Annotated in this window: 14 protein-coding genes; 8 read left to right on the forward strand and 6 right to left on the reverse strand. The window is 75.5% G+C overall.

The genetic code is table 11. The annotated features are described in order from the left end of the window. The first annotated feature begins 560 nt into the window (after window positions 1-560). Window positions 561-1,067: a methyltransferase family protein gene (locus KDL28_RS23795; protein WP_252441703.1), complete on the forward strand. Its 507-nt coding sequence runs from the start codon at window positions 561-563 to the stop codon at window positions 1,065-1,067. Between the two features lie 223 nt (window positions 1,068-1,290). Here KDL28_RS23795 and KDL28_RS23800 read toward each other — a convergent pair whose 3' ends face one another. After that, on the reverse strand, window positions 1,291-1,803 hold the full coding sequence (locus KDL28_RS23800) for an NUDIX domain-containing protein (RefSeq protein WP_252441704.1): 513 nt from the start codon (window positions 1,801-1,803) through the stop codon (window positions 1,291-1,293). 176 nt (window positions 1,804-1,979) lie between these two features. Between KDL28_RS23800 and KDL28_RS23805 the strand changes: the two genes are divergently transcribed. Together KDL28_RS23805 and KDL28_RS23810 are read left to right on the forward strand one after the other, a co-directional pair. Beyond that, complete coding sequence (locus KDL28_RS23805) at window positions 1,980-2,771, forward strand: SAM-dependent methyltransferase (RefSeq protein WP_252441705.1); 792 nt, start codon at window positions 1,980-1,982, stop codon at window positions 2,769-2,771. A 76-nt stretch (window positions 2,772-2,847) separates the two neighbouring features. Further along, window positions 2,848-3,681 (forward strand): enoyl-CoA hydratase-related protein, encoded by an 834-nt coding sequence (locus KDL28_RS23810; RefSeq protein ID WP_252441706.1) that lies wholly within the window; start codon window positions 2,848-2,850, stop codon window positions 3,679-3,681. Window positions 3,682-3,733: 52 nt separating this feature from the next. Here the strand turns inward: KDL28_RS23810 and KDL28_RS23815 are convergent, their stop codons facing one another. Further along, window positions 3,734-4,126, reverse strand: coding sequence for a cupin domain-containing protein (locus KDL28_RS23815; RefSeq protein ID WP_252441707.1), 393 nt, complete (start codon window positions 4,124-4,126; stop codon window positions 3,734-3,736). A 152-nt stretch (window positions 4,127-4,278) separates the two neighbouring features. Between KDL28_RS23815 and KDL28_RS23820 the strand changes: the two genes are divergently transcribed. Further along, window positions 4,279-5,745: an AMP-binding protein gene (locus KDL28_RS23820; RefSeq protein WP_252441708.1), complete on the forward strand. Its 1,467-nt coding sequence runs from the start codon at window positions 4,279-4,281 to the stop codon at window positions 5,743-5,745. Continuing rightward, window positions 5,742-6,620 (forward strand): acyl-CoA thioesterase, encoded by an 879-nt coding sequence (locus tag KDL28_RS23825; protein WP_252441709.1) that lies wholly within the window; start codon window positions 5,742-5,744, stop codon window positions 6,618-6,620. The genes KDL28_RS23820 and KDL28_RS23825 overlap by 4 nt, the downstream gene beginning before the upstream one ends. Window positions 6,621-6,622: 2 nt before the next feature. Here the strand turns inward: KDL28_RS23825 and KDL28_RS23830 are convergent, their stop codons facing one another. After that, the gene (locus KDL28_RS23830; RefSeq protein ID WP_252441710.1) at window positions 6,623-7,855 is read right to left on the reverse strand and encodes a low temperature requirement protein A; all 1,233 of its coding nucleotides are present in this window, start codon (window positions 7,853-7,855) and stop codon (window positions 6,623-6,625) included. Between the two features lie 130 nt (window positions 7,856-7,985). Here KDL28_RS23830 and KDL28_RS23835 point away from each other — a divergent pair, with 130 nt between their 5' ends. Further along, window positions 7,986-9,599 (forward strand): phytoene desaturase family protein, encoded by a 1,614-nt coding sequence (locus KDL28_RS23835; protein ID WP_252441711.1) that lies wholly within the window; start codon window positions 7,986-7,988, stop codon window positions 9,597-9,599. On the opposite strand, the gene KDL28_RS23840 is transcribed toward KDL28_RS23835, so the two are convergent. Beyond that, window positions 9,572-10,018 carry an SRPBCC family protein gene (locus KDL28_RS23840; protein WP_252441712.1) on the reverse strand — a complete coding sequence of 149 codons (447 nt, stop codon included), beginning with the start codon at window positions 10,016-10,018 and terminating at the stop codon, window positions 9,572-9,574. The two genes, KDL28_RS23835 and KDL28_RS23840, sit on opposite strands and share 28 nt — an antisense overlap. 87 nt (window positions 10,019-10,105) lie before the next feature. Here KDL28_RS23840 and KDL28_RS23845 point away from each other — a divergent pair, with 87 nt between their 5' ends. Continuing rightward, window positions 10,106-10,993 (forward strand): SDR family NAD(P)-dependent oxidoreductase, encoded by an 888-nt coding sequence (locus tag KDL28_RS23845; RefSeq protein WP_252441713.1) that lies wholly within the window; start codon window positions 10,106-10,108, stop codon window positions 10,991-10,993. Between the two features lie 104 nt (window positions 10,994-11,097). Further along, window positions 11,098-14,364 (forward strand): acetyl-CoA carboxylase family protein, encoded by a 3,267-nt coding sequence (locus KDL28_RS23850; RefSeq protein ID WP_252441714.1) that lies wholly within the window; start codon window positions 11,098-11,100, stop codon window positions 14,362-14,364. Window positions 14,365-14,528: 164 nt separating this feature from the next. On the opposite strand, the gene KDL28_RS23855 is transcribed toward KDL28_RS23850, so the two are convergent. Continuing rightward, on the reverse strand, window positions 14,529-14,882 hold the full coding sequence (locus tag KDL28_RS23855; RefSeq protein WP_252441715.1) for a BlaI/MecI/CopY family transcriptional regulator: 354 nt from the start codon (window positions 14,880-14,882) through the stop codon (window positions 14,529-14,531). Beyond that, window positions 14,879-16,033, reverse strand: coding sequence for an MFS transporter (locus KDL28_RS23860; protein WP_252441716.1), 1,155 nt, complete (start codon window positions 16,031-16,033; stop codon window positions 14,879-14,881). The genes KDL28_RS23855 and KDL28_RS23860 overlap by 4 nt, the downstream gene beginning before the upstream one ends. Window positions 16,034-16,132: the final 99 nt, after the last annotated feature.

Consider the following 16,132-nt stretch of genomic DNA (forward strand, 5'->3'; position numbering starts at 1 on the left):
CACGCTGGCGGGGGTCGGGACGGCCATGCCAACCTTCGTGGGGCGACGCGACGGCAGGGGGCACTTCGACCCCCCTGCTCGAGCCGAGGTCCTCGCCGGAGGCGCCGCCGGAGGCGCACTTCCCCTCTCTTCGACGAGCTCTTCTCCCGGAGCGGACGAGCGCGGACGCCCTCGGTAGGCAGGAACGTTGCCGGGCGGCGTGCCCAGCCTCGGGCGAGCGGGCTGATCGAGATCGGGGTGGAAGAGCGCCTCCGGCGGCGCCTGCGCGGCGGGCGACCTCGGATCGAGCAGGGGCCTCGGGAGGGGAGTGGCGCTGCGCGCCGCCTCGCCTGCCTCGCCTCGCGGCGCTGGGCGCCGCATCGGCGGAGCGAGAGTGGCGTTCGCCCAACCTGGTTGGGCGAGAGTCACTTCGCCCAGCCAGGTAGGACGAGAGTGGCTCTCGTCCCGGCTCGGGCGGGCGCGTGGAGCCTCGTCCCGGGCGACGCCATCTCGGCGTACCTTCCGTGGAGGAATGGAATGCCGCGCGGGGTCGTGTCCGGTCATTCGGGCGGGGGTGGGGCGTGCGCACCACGTGGGCGGCGGCGGGGAGTGGGGCGTTCTTCGTGCTCGTTCCCGGGTCGGTCGTGGGGCTCGTTCCCTGGGCCCTCACCGGGTGGCGGGTCGACGATTCCTGGCCGCTCTGGGTTCGTGCGTTCGGTGCATTCCCGGTGCTGGTCGGCGCGGTGCCGTTGGTGCACGCCTTCGGGCAGTTCGTGCGGGCGGGGGGCACGCCGGCGCCCGTCGCGCCCACGGAGCGCCTGGTCGTCTCGGGGTTCAACCGGTGGGTGCGCAACCCGATGTACGTGGGGGTCGTCACGATGATCGTCGGGCAGGGGCTGCTGCTCGGACGGGCATCGCTGCTGGTGTACGCGCTGGTCGTGTGGGTGGCCACGGCGAGCTTCGTGCGCTGGTACGAGGAGCCGACGCTGGCCCGGGCGTACGGGGCGGAGTACGCGGCCTACCGGGCCGCGGTGCCGGCGTGGTGGCCGCGGCGGCGGCCGTGGGACCCGACGGGGTCGGTCAGGTAGCCGATCCACCCACCGGCCGCGGTGAATGTCCGGGCAGCGCGCGGGGCCGTCCAGCCATCGATGTCTCGCGGCACCCCAGCCTCGAATCCGGCGGGCCGGCTACCTCCGGCCTGGAGGAGGACCCGCCGGTCACCACCATCGGCGCCACACCAGCCCGGCGGCTACCCGCCCTGACCGCACGTCCCTCGGCCCCGCATCTCACGTCCCGCTCGCCTGAACCCCCTCAGCCGACCCGCACGCCGTCGTCGCAGAGCGCGGTGCTCCCGTCGTGCAGCGCGGCGAGGGCCGCCGCCATGCGGTCGGCGAGCCTCGGGGTGACGAGCGCGCGGGCGTCGGCCACGCTGAGCAGGGCCGCCGAGCGCAGCTCCCGCGCGTCCAGCACGAGGCCGTCGACCTCGGAGGGCTCCAGCGTCCCGCCGTCGAAGACGAACATCACGCCCTCGGGCATCGGGCCGTGGGGGCGCACGTGGTCGACGACCAGCAGCCGACCCAGCGGCCGGTGCAGCCCGATCTCCTCGACCACCTCCCGCACCGCGCAGTCCCACGGCGACTCGTCGGCCTCCACGTTCCCGCCGGGGATCTCCCACACCGGCTTGTAGGTCGGTTCCACCCAGAGCACCCGGTCGGCGCCGTCGCGGATCAGCACCCCGGCGGCCATCCGCTTGCGCGCCATGGCGGCGACGTAGTCCTCGATCGGCAGCAGACCACCCGGCTCCGGGGGCGGGGCGGCGGTCACGTCCGGAGACGATAGGGGGTATCTGATCGGCGCCCCGCCCCTCGCACAAGTGACGGTTCCGTCACGGAGTGCTCTCCTTCGATACCCCGGGTCGGGGACCGTCGGGCTCACGCGCCAGAGTGGGGGCCGCAGAACACACCGTGCGTGGCCGATGCCGCGATCAGACGGGGGACCTCGTGACCGACGACCCGACAGACACCAGCAGCAGGCCGCACTCGGCGCGCATCTGGAACTACTGGCTGGGCGGCACCGACAACACCGCAGCCGATCGCACCGCGGGCGACGCTTGGCTCGCGCTCAACCCCGAGGTCGTCGACGTCGTGCGCGAGTCGCGGGCGTTCCTGGGGCGCGCGGTCGAGCACCTGGCCGGGGCGGCCGGGGTGCGGCAGTTCCTCGACATCGGCGCCGGCCTGCCCGCGGTGGAGAACACCCACCAGATCGTCGCGCGGATCGCCCCCGACGCCACGGTCGTCTGCGTCGACCACGAGCCAGAGGTCGTCGCGCACGCCGAGCGGCTGCTCGCCGGCGCCGCCACCGGCCCCACCCACTTCGTCGACGCCGACATCGGCGACCCGGCCGGCATGCTGCGCCTGGTCGGCGAGCACATCGACCTGCGCCGCCCGGTCGCGGTGCTGCTGATGGGCGTGCTCGGGCACATCCCCGACCTCGACGAGGCGCGCGACCTCGTCCGCTACGTGATGGACCGCACCTGCCCCGGCAGCTACCTCGTGGCCGCCGACGGCACCCACGTGGTGGTGGGGGAGGCCGTGCGCAAGGCGGGCGTCCAGTACGCCGACACCGGTGCCGTCCCGTACACGACCCGCGAGCCGCACGAGATCGAGAGCTTCTTCGAGGGGCTGGAGTTCCTGCCGCCCGGGTGCGTGTCGGTCTCCCGGTGGCGGCCCCACCCGGACGCGGGCGAGCCGGCGCTCGTCGACGGCTTCGGCGGGGTGGGTCGCAAGCGCTGAGCGGTGCCCGCCCGCCCGGTCTGTGCTTTGCTCACCACTGGGGACACCTCACAGCGGCGCGGCGCGAGGAGCGGGCATGCAGCGGGTCAGCAGCGGGATCGACACCGGCACCACCGACCTGCTCGCCAGGGTCGACCGCGGGGTCGGCGTCCTCACCCTCAACCGCCCCGACCGCCGCAACGCCCTGTCCGGGGCGATGTTCGAGGCCCTCGCCCGGCTGCTGGACGAGTGGGAGAGCGACGACCGGATCGGCGCCGTCCTGCTGACCGGGGCCGGCCCCGCGTTCTGCGCGGGCGGCGACGTCAAGGGCTTCGCCGAGCGCGGCGGGGAGGTCGGCGGCCACTCCGCGCCCATCGAGGAGCGGGTGCAGCGCCAGCGCGCCTCCCAGCAGGCCACCACCGGGCGCCTGCACGGCTTCGCCAAGCCCACGATCGCCGCCCTGCCCGGGGCGGCCGCCGGCGCGGGCATCGGCCTGGCGCTGGCCTGCGACCTGCGGGTGGGCTGCGAGCGATCGGCGTTCGTCGGGGCGTTCGCCCGGGTCGGGCTCTCCGGCGACTACGGCGCCGTCTGGGGGATGACCCGGCTGGTCGGCCCGGCCAGGGCCCGGCAGGTGATGTTCCTCGGGGAGCGGGTCGACGCCGCGACCGCGCTGGACTGGGGCCTGCTCAACTGGGTCGTGCCGACCGACGAGCTGGAGGAGTACGCGGTGGCCGCCGCGGCCGGCCTGGCGGCAGGCCCGCGCCAGGCGCTGGCGTCGATGAAGGCGAACCTGCTCGACGCCGAGCAGCTCGACCTGGCCGCGGCGATGGACCGCGAGGTCCCGCGCCACCTGGCCTGCGGGGTGACCGACGACCACCGCGAGGCGGTGCAGGCGTTCGTCGAGAAGCGCCCGGCGGTCTTCCGCCGGTGACGGCCGGGAGCGGTGGCCGGGCCCCCGGCTCCCGCTCCCGGCCTCCGGCCGGTCACGAGGTGGGCGGCTCGTCCTTGCCCGACTCCTCCGCCGCGTCGGCCTCCTCCTTGGTCCGGTGCACGGCCCCGTCGGCGTGGTCGGCCGGGCCGTAGACGGTGTAGAGGACCAGCGGGTTCGGCCCGGTGTTGACGAAGTTGTGCTTCTTGCCCGCCGGGACGACGACCAGGTCCCCGGCCGCCACCTTGCGCTTCTGGCCGGACACGGTGGCCTCGCCGACGCCGCTGACGAACGTCAGGATCTGGTCGTTCTCCTCGTGGACCTCCTCGCCGATCTCGCCGCCCGCGGGGATGGTCATGATGACGAGCTGGGTGTGCTCGCCCGTCCACAGGACGCGGCGGAAGTCGTCGTGTTCCTCGGCAACCTTGGCGATCGTGAAGTGCTCCATGCCTTCACGTGCCCGGTTCTCGCGCAGTTCAGTCCTGCGCATCACGCGCGCGTGGTGGAGCGGCGGAGTGATCTGGACGACATCGGGGGAGTGCGCGACGCACCCGGCGTGCGAGATTCGCGGGGCTGGGCGTCGCTGGGGACGGGAGGCACGTGGGCACCGAGCTGTCGATCGGCCGCTTGATCGGCCACTTCGCGCGGACGAAGCCGGACGAGCTCGCGCTCGTCGAGGACGGCCCAGGGGATGGTCCAGCCGACCGCAGCACCTGGGCCGAGCTCGACCGGGTGACCAACGCGCTGGCCAGGGCGTACGCCGAGCGCGGCGTCGGCCAGGACGACATGGTGGCGGTGTCGCTGCCCAACTCCGCGGAGTTCGTCCGGGCGTGCGTCGCGATCTGGAAGCTGGGCGGGACCCCGCTGCCGCTGTCGGTCAAGCTGCCGGCCGTCGAGCGCGGCCGGATCCTCGACCTGGCGCAGCCCGCGCTGGTGCTGGGGGCGGAGCACGGGGGCGTGCCGAGCCTGCCGCGCGGGTTCACCCCGTCCGGGTACGACGACTCCGAGCTGCCCGACCGCGTCTCGACGCACTGGAAGGCGCTGACCTCCGGCGGCAGCACCGGACTGCCGAAGATCATCGTGGCGCGGGGTCGGGCGGTGTTCGACCCGGACGTGCCGGTGGTCGACTACGTGCCCGCCGGGGGCGTCCACCTCGTCGCCGGGCCGCTCTACCACAACGCGGCGTTCATCTACGGCATGCGCGCGTTCTTCAGCGGCTCCCGGTTGGTGATCCTGCCCCGGTTCGACCCGGCCAGGGTGCTGTCGATCGTCGACGAGCAGGAGGTGACCTGGACGCAGCTGGTGCCGACCATGATGAACCGGATCTGGCACCTGCCCGCCGAGCAGCGGGCCGCGGCCGACTGGTCGTCGCTGCTGATGCTGCTGCACGTCGGCGGCCCGTGCGCGCCGTGGCTGAAGGAGGCGTTCATCGACTGGCTGGGCCCGGAGCGGATCGTCGAGGTCTACGGCGGCACCGAGGGCCAGGGCGCCACCTCGATCACCGGCACCGAGTGGCTCCAGCACCGCGGGTCGGTCGGGCGCCCCGTGCTCAACTCGCGGTTCGAGGTGCAGGACCCCGACGGCAACCCGGTCCCGCCCGGCGTGGTCGGCGAGGTCTTCCTGATGCCCGAGGGCGGTCCCGGCTCGACCTACCACTACCTGGGCGCGGAGTCGCGCAGCCGCAACGGCTGGGAGTCGATCGGCGACCTCGGGTACTACGACGAGGACGGCTACCTCTACCTGTCCGACCGGTCCACCGACTGCATCGTCAGCGGCGGCGCCAACGTCTACCCGGCCGAGGTCGAGGGTGCCCTGGGCGCCCACCCCGGCGTGCGGACGAGCGCGGTGATCGGGCTGCCCGACGACGACCTCGGCCAGAAGGTCGTGGCGATCGTCGAGGCCGAGCCGGGCGTCACCGCCGAGGAGCTCGACGCCCACCTGCGCGAGCTGATCGCCCCCTACAAGCGGCCCCGCGAGTACGAGCTGACCGATCGGTCGTTGCGCGACGAGGCCGGCAAGGTCCGCCGCTCGGCGCTGCGCAAGGCGCGGATGGAGGCGGCCCCATGACCGCCGCTGCGGTCCCCGCGCCCGGGCCCGACCCCGCCGCATGGCGCGAGCACCGCTCCGGGGTGGACAAGGTCGACGAGCTGCTGCGGGCGCTGGCCGTCGAGCGCGTCGGCGACCTGGAGTTCACCGCGGCGAGCACGGAGTGGCCGACGGGGCGGGTGTTCGGCGGGCAGATCCTGGCCCAATCGACGATCGCCGCCTCGCTGACCGTCGCCGAGCCGGCCGTGCCGCACTCGCTGCACGCGTACTTCATGCGGGCCGGGCGCACCGACTCCGAGATCCGGTTCGTCGTCGACCCGCTGCGCGACGGCCGCTCGTACAGCACCCGGCGCATCGACGCCGTGCAGGGCGGCCTGGTCATCGCGACCACGCTGGCGTCCTTCGGCCGGCCGGAGGACGGGCCCGACCACCAGGACGGGATGCCGCCCCGGCCCGGGCCCGACGAGCTGGCCGCGCGCGTGCCGGTGGCCGCCGCCCCCGACGGCCCGAGCCGCGCGGGCGCCCTGGAGATGCGCGCCTGCCCGCTGGACGACGACCCGGACCCGGCGTCGTCGGCGACCTGGATCCGGATCGGCGCCCCGCTGCCGGATGATCCGCTGCTGCACCGCGCCCTGCTGGTGTACCTGTCCGACCTGACGGTGGTGCACGGCGCGTTCCGCCGCCAGCGGCTGTCGCGCCGCGAGATCCGCACCGCCAGCCTCGACCACGCGCTGTGGCTGTACCGGGCGGCGCGGGTCGACGAGTGGGTGCTCTACGAGAGCCGCAGCCCGTCGGCGTCGGGCGGGCGGGCCGCCGGGCATGGCCGGTTGTTCTCCGCGTCCGGGCAGTTGCTGGCCTCGGCCGGGCAGGAGATGTCGGTGCGGGTGAAGCGGTAGCGCTACTCGGTCCCGGCCGCGGGCGCCGGCTCGGGCCGCGGCGTCGACCCGCTGCGCTTCTGCCGGGCGCCGGCGACCGCGAAGATCACCACGATCGCGGCGAGCATCCCGACCAGCGCGAGCACGGGAACGCCCAGCAGGGTGAGCGCGGCCAGCGGGACCAGCGCCGCCACCGGCCACGGCCACATCGCCGAGAGCCGCTGGTGCACGCCGCCCAGCACGACCCCGGCCCCGACCACGGCCAGCGCGACGCCGCCGACGGCGATCCACACCGCGGGCGAGGGCAGCGCGGCGTCCGGGTGCAGCACCAGGTCCTCCAGGCCGACGCCGGCGGCCGCGATGCCCAGCGTCAGCGGCAGGTGCCCGTAGATGTAGAGGTCGTGGCGCTCGTCGACCTCGTCCTCCGCGCCGCCTTCCTCCTCGTCTTCCTCCTCGCCGTCCTTGAGCCCCTCCTGCCCGCTCACCGAGGCGGCGTCGAAGTAGATCCACCACAGCCCGGCCCCGACGACGAAGGCGACCGCGGCGACCGTCACCGACGGACCGGCCCACGCGGCGTCGTGCACGCCGGTGACGATGCCGGCCACCACCTCGCCCAGCACCAGGATCACGAACAGCCCGAAGCGCTCGGGCAGGTGCTCCATGTGCAGCGGCGCGGTGCTCCCGCGCCAGGTGGCGATGAACGGGGCCACGGCCTCGACCAGCACGGCGACGCCCCACAGGACGTAGCGGGCGGGCGGTGGCACGAGCAGCGACACGGCCCACAGCGTCGCCGAGATCGAGGTGCTGGTCAGGTAGACGACGATGGTCGCGCGGCTGTCGCGCACGTGCCACCAGGCCCGCAGGTACAGCCCGACCAGGATGAGCCTGCCGATCAGGAAGCAGACCGCGAACGGGATGTCGAACCCGCCGAGCCCGCCGGTCGCCGCGGCCGCGCACCCGGCCACGGCGGCGGTGTCGGTGAGCAGCGCTATGCGGAACAGCACGTCGTCGGTGTCGAAGCGGTTGGCGTAGAGCGTGGTGCTCACCCACGAGAACCACATGACGGTGAACAGCCCGGCGAAGATCCCGACCCCGCCCCAGGTCATGTTCTTGAGCAGCGCGGCCGCCAGCTCGGCCACCACCAGCACGTAGGCCAGGTCGTAGAACAGCTCCAGCCGGGTGGCGCTGCGCTCCTCCCCGGTCGCCAACCGGGGCGGCCGCAGCCACCCCTCCGTCCGCCCAGCCTCGTCGCCCACGCCCCCCAGTACCCGTTCGTGGCCGTCGAGAACGAAATCGTCGTGATCGACATGCCCTGCTGATCACGACGGTTTCGTCCTCGACGGTCAGCGGGTGCCGGGTGCGGGCGCGCGGGCCACACTCCGGGGCATGGCCGAGGAGTTGACCGCGGACGCGGTGGTGATCGGGGGCGGGCACCACGGACTGGTGGCGGCGGCGGTGCTCGCCGACGCCGGGTGGGACGTGTGCCTGCTGGAGTCGCACGACGTCGTCGGCGGCGCCGTGAAGTCCACCGAGCTGCACCCCGGGTTCACCGCCGACCTGTTCAGCGCCTTCTACCCGCTCGGCGCGGCCTCCCCGGTGCTGCGCTCCCTCGAGCTCGACCGGCACGGGCTGGAGTGGGTGCACGCCCCGGCCGTGCTGGCCCACCCGCCGCGCCCCGACGGCGGCCCGGCCGCCGTGCTGCACCGCGACCGCGACCGCACCGCCGCAGGCCTCGACGAGCACCACCACGGCGACGGCGAGGCCTGGCTGCGGCTGTGCGCCCAGTGGGACGACCTCAGCGACCTCGTGCTGCGCACCCTGTTCACGGCGTTCCCGCCGGTCCGCGGCCCGGTGGCGCTGCTGCGCAGGCTGGGCACGGCCGAGGCGCTGCGCATGCTGCGGTTCGCGCTGCTGCCGGCCGCGCGGATGGCCGAGGAGCTGTTCGGCGGGGAGCCCGCCCGGCTGCTGCTGGCCGGCAACGCCGTGCACGCCGACGCCCCGCCGGACGCCTCGATCAGCGGCGTCTACGGCTGGCTGCTGGTGATGCTCGGCCAGCAGTACGGGTTCCCGGCGCCGCGCGGCGGGGCCGGGCAGCTGGCCGCCGCCCTGGAGCGCCGCGCGCTGGCCGCCGGGGCGCACATCCGCACCGGCCAGCACGTCGAGCGCATCGACGTGCGGGGCGGGCGCGCCGTGGCCGTGCACACCGCGGCGGGGCTGACGGTGCGGGCCCGCCGGGCGGTGCTCGCCGACGTCTCCGCACCCGCGCTCTACCAGCGGATGCTGCCGGCCGACGCGCTGCCGTCCCGGCTGCACGAGGACCTCGAGCACTTCGAGTGGGACACCCCGGTCGTCAAGGTCAACTGGGCGTTGGACGGGCCCATCCCGTGGACGTCGCCCAACGTGGCGGGCGCGGGCACCGTGCACCTCGGGGCCGACGGGCGCGGCCTGACCCGGTGGTCGTCCGACATCGAGTCCGAGACCCTGCCGCGCTCGCCGTTCATGCTGCTGGGCCAGATGACGACCACCGACCCCACCCGCTCCCCGGAGGGCACCGAGAGCGTCTGGGCCTACACCCACATGCCCCGGAAGGTGAGCGACGACGAGTCAGCGACCGAGGTGGCGCACCGGATCGACGCGGTGATCGAGGAGCACGCCCCCGGCTTCGGCTCGACGGTGCTGCACCGCCACGTCCAGCTGCCGACCGACCTCACCGCGGCCGACCCCAACCTGGAGCACGGCGCCGTCAACGGCGGCACCGCGCAGCTGTTCCAGCAGCTCGTCTTCCGCCCCGTGCCGAGCCTGGGCCGCCCGGAGACGGTGGTCGACGGGCTGTACCTGGCCAGCGCGTCGGCGCACCCCGGCGGCGGGGTGCACGGCGTGTGCGGCTACCTGGCGGCCAGGGCCGCGCTCGGCGAGCAGGGCCTGCGCGGCAAGCTGCGCCGCAAGGTGACCTCCGGCGCGCTGGAGCTGATCTACCGGGACCGGCCCTCGGCCAGGTAGATCAGCCGGCGCAGGGCCTCCACGTTGCGCGGGACGATCATCGCGGTGCGGACCGGCTTGGGGAGCAGCTTGGTCGGCCCGCTGGCGACGTCCTCCTCCATGGTGATCGTGCAGCCGCCGCCGGCGTCCCCGTTCGGTTCGAGCCGCAGCCGGATGTCGGCCTCGCCGAGGGGCCAGAGGCGCCCGCGCAGCATCAGCTCCCGACCCGGCACGCAGCCCGTCACCGACGTGGTGTCGTTGATCAGCGCGGGCCAGGCGCCGACGGAGTGGTGCAGCATGGTCCCCACCGCGGGCCAGCCCTCGTCGACGTCGCGCATCCGCGACGCCCCGACCACCCACGACGGGTACAGCCACCCGTCGGCGAGCACTCGCCAGACCGCCTCGGCGTCAGCCGCCGTCTCCCGTCGCACAGCAATCACGCGGGCAGGGTAGGGCCGAACGGCCCGATCGGCTGGCCGGGGGGGGGTGACGGGGAGTCGGACGCCGCCGACCGGGTACAAGCGGCAATGCGCATCGACGGCAGCGTCATCGTGGTGACCGGCGCGACCAGCGGCATCGGCCGGGCGACCGCGCACCTGCTGGCCGCCCGCGGCGCCCGGACGGTGCTGGTCGCCCGGGGTGAAGAGGGCCTGGCCGCCACCGCGGCGGAGTGCCGCGCCCGCGGCGGGGAGGCGCTCGCGCTCTCCGCCGATGTGGCCGACGCCGACGCCGTCGAGCGGGTCGCCGCCGCCACCGTCGAGCGGTTCGGGCGCGTCGACGGCTGGGTGAACTCCGCCGGGGTGGAGATGTTCGGCGCGTTCCTCGACGCGCCCCCCGAGGAGGTCCGCCGCGTCCTGGACGTCGACCTCGGGGGCTGCGTGAACGGCTGCCGGTCGGCGCTGAGCCGGATGGTCCCGCAGGGCCACGGGGTGGTCGTCAACCTGTCGTCGATCCTGGGGATCGTCGCCCAGCCCTACGGCGCCGGCTACACCATGGCCAAGTTCGCCATCCGCGGCCTCGGCTCGTGCCTGCGCCAGGAGCTGCGGCTGGCCGGGGTCCGCGGCGTCGAGGTGTGCACGGTGTTCCCGACGGCCATCGACACCCCGATCTGGCAGGACGCGGCCAACCGCACCGGCCGCCGGGTCCGCGCCCTGCCGCCGCCGCTGCCCCCGGAGCGGGTGGCGGCCGCGGTCGTGCGGCGGTTGCGGCGCCCGCGCGGGGAGACGATCGTCGGCGGGCTGCTGGGCCGCGCGCTGGTCGCGCAGTACCGGCTGTGGCCGCGCTCGGCGGAGCGGGCGTTGTCGATCGGCCTGGACCGGTGGGGCCTGTCGCAGCGCGAGTCGGCGCCCTCCACCGCGGGCAACCTGTTCCGCCCGGCCCCGGGGCCCGGCCGGGTGCGCGGGGGCTGGCGGTAGGGCCCGGCCGTCCTCGCAGACTCCCCGTGCTCCCTCTGCGAAGACACCGATCGCCTACGACCCGTGGCGTTGACAGTGGCGTCATCGCCAACGGACGATCAGCCGTGTTCTCCCGCCTGCTCATCGCCAACCGCGGCGAGATCGCCGTCCGGATCGCCCGCGCCGCCGCCGAGCTGGGTCTGCCCACCGTGGCGGTCCACGCGGTCGACGACGCCGGCGCCCCGCACGTGGCCAAGGCCGACGCGGCGGTCGCGCTGCGCGGCTCCGGGGTCGCGGCCTACCTCGACGTCGACGACGTGCTGCGGGCCGCCGCGGAGGCCGGCGCCGACGCCGTGCACCCCGGCTACGGGTTCCTGAGCGAGAACGCCCGGTTCGCCGCGGCGTGCGCGGAGCGCGGGATCACCTTCGTCGGGCCGCCGGCGGCGGTGCTGGCCCGGTTCGGCGACAAGACCAGCGCCCGCGCCATGGCCGAGGGGATCGGGCTCCCGGTGCTCGCCGGAACGGGCCCCGTCGACGCCCTGGCCGCGGCGGAGTTCCAGCGCGGGCTGCCGGCCCCCGGCGCGGTGATGCTCAAGGCCGTGGCCGGCGGGGGCGGGCGCGGGATGCGCGCGGTCACGGACCCGGCGGCCCTGGCCGAGGCGCACGCGCGGTGCGCTTCCGAGGCGCGCACGGCCTTCGGCGACGACCGGGTCTACGTCGAGGAGCTGCTCTCCCCGGTCCGGCACGTCGAGGTGCAGATCGTCGGCGACGGACGCGCGGTGGTCCAGCTCGGCGAGCGGGACTGCTCGATCCAGCGCCGCCACCAGAAGGTGGTCGAGCTGGCCCCGGCGCCGGGCCTGCCCGCCGCCGTGCGGGCCGAGCTGCTGGCCGCGGCCGTGCGGGTCGGCGAGGCCGTCGGGTACCGCGGCGTCGGCACCGTGGAGTTTCTCATCAGCGGGACGAGGATTGCGTTCTGCGAGGTCAACCCCCGGTTGCAGGTGGAGCACACGATCACCGAGGAGGTCACCGGGGTCGACCTGGTGCGCGCGCAGCTGGAGCTGGCCGCCGGGCGCTCGCTCGCCGACGTCGGGCTCGACCCCGCGCCCGAGCCCCGCGGCGCGGCGCTGCAGGCCCGGATCACCACCGAGGTGACCAGCCCGGACGGCACCACGACACCGGCCGCGGGCACCCTGACCGCCTTCGAGCTGCCCGCCGGGCGCGGGGTGCGCGTCGACGCCGCCGGGCACGTCGGCTACCGGACGAGCCTGCGCTACGACCCGCTGCTGGCCAAGCTGGTCGTGCACGACCGCTCGCCCGACCTGCCCGCGCTGGCCGCCCGCGCGCACCGGGCGCTGTCGGAGTGCCACATCGCCGGCGTCGACACCAACCTCGACGTGCTGGCCGGGATCGTCGCGCACCCGGCGTTCGCCGCGGGTGAGCTGGACACCGGCTTCCTGGACCGGCACCTGCCCGAGATCCTCGCGGCCGCCCGCCCGCACCGCTACGTCGAGCAGGTCGCCCCGGCGCCGGACACCGGCGGACGGCGGGAGGTCGCGGTCCTCGCCGGCGCGACGGCCGTGCGCGCGCTCGGTCCCGGCACGGTCGTGTCGATCGAGGCGCAGGAGGGCGACGTGGTGCGCGCCGGGGCCGCGCTGGTGGTCCTGGAGGCGCTGAAGATGGAGCACGTCGTGGCCGCCTCGACGGCGGGCACCGTCGCCGCGCTCGCCGTGTCGGTGGGCGACACCGTCGCCGCGGGCGACGTGCTGGTCGCGCTGGAGCCCGCCGCCACCGACGACGAGGGCGCCGCCGCCGTCGCCCAGGTCGACCCCGACCACATCCGCCCCGACCTGGCCGAGGTGATCGAGCGGCACGCCGTCGGGCTGGACGCGCGCCGCGGCGAGGCCGTCGCCAAGCGGCACCGGCTGGGCCTGCGCACCGCCCGCGAGAACCTCGCCGACCTGTGCGACGAGGGCAGCTTCGTCGAGTACGGCGCGCTGGTGATCGCCGCCCAGCGCCGCCGCCGCTCGCTGGACGACCTCATCGAGCGCACCCCCGCCGACGGCATGCTCGCCGGCACGGCCACGATCAACGCCGAGCTGGTCGGGGCGGAGAACGCCCGCGCGGTGGTCGTCGCCTACGACTACACGGTGCTCGCCGGCACCCAGGGCAAGCTCAACCACGACAAGAAGGACCGGGTCTTCGAGCTGGCCGCCCGCCGCAGGCTGCCGGTGGTGCTCTACGCCGAGGGCGGCGGCGGGCGCCCCGGCGACACCGACGGACTGGGCATGACCGGGCTGCCGACCCCGGCGTTCGAGCTGTTCGGGCGGCTGTCCGCGCTGGTGCCGCTGGTCGGCGTGGTGGCGGGGCGGTGCTTCGCGGGCAACGCGGCGCTGCTGGGCACCTGCGACGTCATCATCGCGGTGGAGGGCGCCAGCATCGGCATGGGCGGCCCGGCGATGATCGAGGGCGGCGGGCTCGGCGTGGTCGCGCCGGACGACGTCGGCCCGCTGTCGGTGCAGGTGCCCAACGGCGTCGTCGACGTCGTGGCCGCCGACGAGGCCGAGGCCACCCGCATCGCCAAGCGCTACCTGTCCTACTTCCAGGGCCCGGTCGCCGACTGGACCGCACCCGACCAGCGTCGGCTGCGCCAGGTCGTGCCGGAGAACCGGGTCCGCGTCTACGACGTGCGGGCGGCCGTGCACGGCATCGCCGACGAGGGGTCGGTGCTGGAGCTGCGCCGCGGCTTCGGCGCCGGGATGGTCACCGCGCTGGTCCGCGTCGAGGGCCGCCCGATGGGGCTGATCGCCAACGACCCGACGCACCTCGGTGGCGCCATCGACCGCGACGCCGCCGACAAGGCGGCCCGGTTCCTGCAGCTCTGCGACGCGTTCGGGCTGCCGGTCGTCTCGCTGTGCGACACGCCGGGGTTCATGGTCGGCACCGACTCCGAGCGCCAGGCGACCGTGCGGCACTTCAGCCGGCTGTTCGTGGTCGGGGCGAACCTGAGCGTCCCGCTCGGGATGGTGATCCTGCGCAAGTGCTACGGCCTGGGCGCGCAGGGCATGGCGGGCGGGAGCCTCAAGGCGCCCGCGTTCACGGTGTCCTGGCCGACCGGCGAGCTGGGCGGGATGGGCCTGGAGGGCGCCGTCCGGCTCGGCTACCGCAAGGAGCTCGACGCGCTCACCGACCCGGTCGAGCGCCAGGCCCTCTACGAGAAGCTCGTCGCCGAGAGCTACGAGCGCGGCAAGGCGCTCAGCGTGGCCACGGTCTTCGAGGTCGACGACGTCATCGACCCGGCCGACACCCGGCGCTGGATCACCTCGTCGTTCCCGCCCGCGCCGGTCGGCCCGCAGCCCGGCGGCAAGGTCCGCCCCCACGTCGACACGTGGTGAGGGATTTCGGGCAGGTGGGCCTCCCAGCGCTGGCCGGGTCGTCGCAGCGCGCCGGCGGGCTGCGCCACCCACCCCTGGGCTGCGACGCCCACCGGAGCTGTGAGGTGCGTCCAGCCGGGTGATCGACTCGCCCGGCGATGATCGGCACCGACGACCCCGGCCGGTCAGGGCTCGTCGGCGAGCGCCGCCCGCAGGACGGCGGCGTCGGTCGGGCTGACCGAGCGCACGAACGCCACCAGCGAGGCGTCGCGGTCGGCGGAGCGCTCCAGCGCCTGCAGCATCAGCCCGGCGACGAACGCGTCGCGGCTGCGGGTGGCCGAGTAGTGCCAGGTCCGGTCGACGCTCACCCGGGACACCACGTCCTTGCGGGTGAGGCGCTCGAGCACGGTCTTGACCGTGGCGTAGGCGAGGTCGGGGTCGCCGAGCTCGCGCAGCACCGTGCGGGCCGACGCGGGCTCGTCGCGGGCCCAGAGCACGCCCATCACGTCGCGCTCCAGCTCGCCGCGCCCGCGGCTCATCGCGGCACCCCGGCGGCCGCGACGGCTCGTCTGCCGCCGAGCTGCACGGCGAGCGCGGCGCCCAGCGCCAGCGCGGCCCCGGCCTGGAAGGGCAGGTCGAGCGCCAGGTCGGCCAGGCCCCCGGCGGCGACCGGACCGACCAGCCGCCCGGCGGCGGCCATCGCCTGGGCCCGCCCGAGCAGCGCGCCGCGCCGTCCGGCGTCGACCGTGCGCGAGAGCAGGCTGGTGGTCGTCGTGGCCAGCACCGCCTGCGTCGCGGCCACCACGACCACCGCCCCGACCAGGCCCGCCGCCCCGACCACGGGCATGGCGGCCAGTCCGGCCGCCATCGCCACGGCGCAGCCCGTCGCGACCCGGGCGTCGCCCCAGCGGGCGACGGCGGCCACCAGCGGGCGGGCCTGCACCAGGGTCATGGCCAGGCCGGCCAGGCACAGCAGCACCCCGACGAACCCCGGGCCTGCGTCGAACCGGTCGCCGGCCAGCAGCGCGACCGTCGTCTCCATGCCGACCAGCGCGCACATCCCCAGGAAGCCGACGGCCAGCAGGGCCCACGGCGGGTGCGGCACGTCCGGCGCGGCGGCACCGGCGGGGTGGGCGCGCGGATCGGGGTCGGGCAGGGTGCGCCAGGCCAGCACCCAGGCCGCGGCGGCCAGCGCGGCCCCGGCGACGGCCATGGCGGGCATACCCGCGGTGGCGCCGAGCGTGCCCACCAGCGGGCCGATCGTGAACGCGGCGCCGACGGCCATGCCCACCCGGCCCATCGCCCGGGTGCGCTCGTGCGGTTCGGTCAGGTCGGCGACCAGCGCGTGCGCCACCCCGATGCTGCCACCGCACGCCCCGGCGACCAGCCGGGCCGCGACCAGCGCCCACAGCGCCGGGGCCAGGCCCATCAGCAGCAGCGACGCCGTCGAGCCCGCCAGCGCCACCAGCAGCATCCGCCGCCTGCCGAAGCGGTCGGCCAGCCTGCCGAGCGCGGGCGCGGCCAGCATCTGGGCCGCCGAGTAGGCCGCCACCACCGCGCCCAGCCAGAGCCCGCCCCCGCCCAGGGCCAGCGTGTGGAACGGCAGCGCGGGCAGGACGAGCGTCAGGCCCAGCAGGTCGACGAAGACGACCGCCTGGACGGCGGCCAGTCCCCGCCTGCTACGACCCATCACACTACAAGTTGTAGCAGTCCGCTCGGAGCGGTCGCGACCGGGTGGTGGTGTGCCGGGCCGACGGCGGGGTATCCCATCCGGCGCTACGGCCCGCTG

Origin of the sequence: Pseudonocardia humida (assembly GCF_023898865.1) — a bacterium.
In the GTDB taxonomy this organism is placed as follows: domain Bacteria; phylum Actinomycetota; class Actinomycetes; order Mycobacteriales; family Pseudonocardiaceae; genus Pseudonocardia; species Pseudonocardia humida.

Excerpts from the sequence above, each read along its gene's own strand:
- KDL28_RS23810 (WP_252441706.1), top strand. The coding sequence starts at position 2,848 with ATGCAGCGGGTCAGCAGCGGGATCGACACCGGCACCACCGACCTGCTC.
- KDL28_RS23815 (WP_252441707.1), bottom strand. The coding sequence starts at position 4,126 with ATGGAGCACTTCACGATCGCCAAGGTTGCCGAGGAACACGACGACTTC.
- KDL28_RS23825 (WP_252441709.1), top strand. The coding sequence starts at position 5,742 with ATGACCGCCGCTGCGGTCCCCGCGCCCGGGCCCGACCCCGCCGCATGG.
- KDL28_RS23835 (WP_252441711.1), top strand. The coding sequence starts at position 7,986 with ATGGCCGAGGAGTTGACCGCGGACGCGGTGGTGATCGGGGGCGGGCAC.
- KDL28_RS23845 (WP_252441713.1), top strand. The coding sequence starts at position 10,106 with ATGCGCATCGACGGCAGCGTCATCGTGGTGACCGGCGCGACCAGCGGC.
- KDL28_RS23855 (WP_252441715.1), bottom strand. The coding sequence starts at position 14,882 with ATGAGCCGCGGGCGCGGCGAGCTGGAGCGCGACGTGATGGGCGTGCTC.
- KDL28_RS23860 (WP_252441716.1), bottom strand. The coding sequence starts at position 16,033 with ATGGGTCGTAGCAGGCGGGGACTGGCCGCCGTCCAGGCGGTCGTCTTC.